Here is a 1,117-nt window from a genome sequence, read left to right on the forward strand (position 1 = left end):
GGTGGGTTCTAGTTTGAAGTGCGACTTGCAAATGATAACAATGAGTTATCGAATGCAAGGAACCTGTCATGGACCGCACCTATTCGCATATTGATCTGGATGAACGCCGCAAAATAGCGCGCTGGCGTATTGCAAAGCTTTCCGTTGACGTTATTGCTGAGAGACTTGGAAGGCACCGCTCGACCATTTTTCGTGAACTTAAGCGCAATCAGTTTCACGATGATGAGATCAAGGATTTAAACGGTTATTACTGCACGATTGCTGACCAGAAATGCCGCGAGCGGCGTTCGAAGCAACGCAAGCTCATCCGGTATGATGAGCTACGGCAGTCCGTGATCGATCACATCAGCGATGGATGGTCGCCGCAACAGATTGCCGGGAGAATGCGGTTGGAGCGGCATCCCGTTTCTGTCAGTCATGAAACGATCTATCAGTTTGTGTATTCCGCTGATGGTCGGCAAGAAGGGCTTTGGAAACATCTGCCCGAACGTCGTGCCAAACGACGTCCACGTCATGCCCGACGTCATCATGGACGCCGCTTTCCACCGGAACTGAGCATCCTTTATCGTCCAGACATGGTTTCTAGGCGCAAGCAGTTCGGTCATTGGGAAGGCGACACTATCCAGTTTCGCAAGAGGTTTGGCAACGCCAATGTAACGTCTCTGGTCGAGCGGGTGAGCCGCTTCACGGTTTTGTTGCGCAATAATGATCGTCAATCAAAGCCGTTGATGGAAGGTGTGATTAGAGCACTCCAGCCCCTGCCCCAAATCGCCCGCCGATCAATCACCTTTGATCGTGGTACTGAGTTTACGGAGTGGGCTTATCTGCAGAATGGGATAGGGGCGCAAATCTGGTTCTGTGATCCGCAATCACCTTGGCAAAAAGGCACTGTTGAGAACACCAACAGACGCACAAGACGTTGGCTTCCCCGAGACCTTGACCCGCTTACGCTTAGTGATCGAGATCTCGCATTCATTTGTCATCGCCTCAACAATACACCGCGCAAATGTTTAGGGTACAAAACGCCCGCAGAAGTCTTCCGACAAAAACTCATCGCAAACAGACATCGTTTTGCGTAAACTCAAATCGAAAAGTCGCGCTTCAGCCTGACCTCACA

At 50.9% G+C, this 1,117-nt stretch carries 1 protein-coding gene; it reads left to right on the forward strand.

The genetic code is table 11. The features are described from left to right. The first annotated feature begins 68 nt into the window (after positions 1 to 68). Positions 69 to 1,079 (forward strand): IS30 family transposase, encoded by a 1,011-nt coding sequence (locus FGI60_RS26175; protein WP_138787583.1) that lies wholly within the window; start codon positions 69 to 71, stop codon positions 1,077 to 1,079. Positions 1,080 to 1,117 lie beyond the last annotated feature (38 nt).

Source organism: Brucella haematophila, from assembly GCF_005938105.1.
Taxonomy (GTDB): domain Bacteria; phylum Pseudomonadota; class Alphaproteobacteria; order Rhizobiales; family Rhizobiaceae; genus Brucella; species Brucella haematophila.

What these genes read in the sequence shown, in the direction of transcription:
- FGI60_RS26175 (WP_138787583.1), top strand. Translation starts at nt 69, where the DNA reads ATGGACCGCACCTATTCGCATATTGATCTGGATGAACGCCGCAAAATA.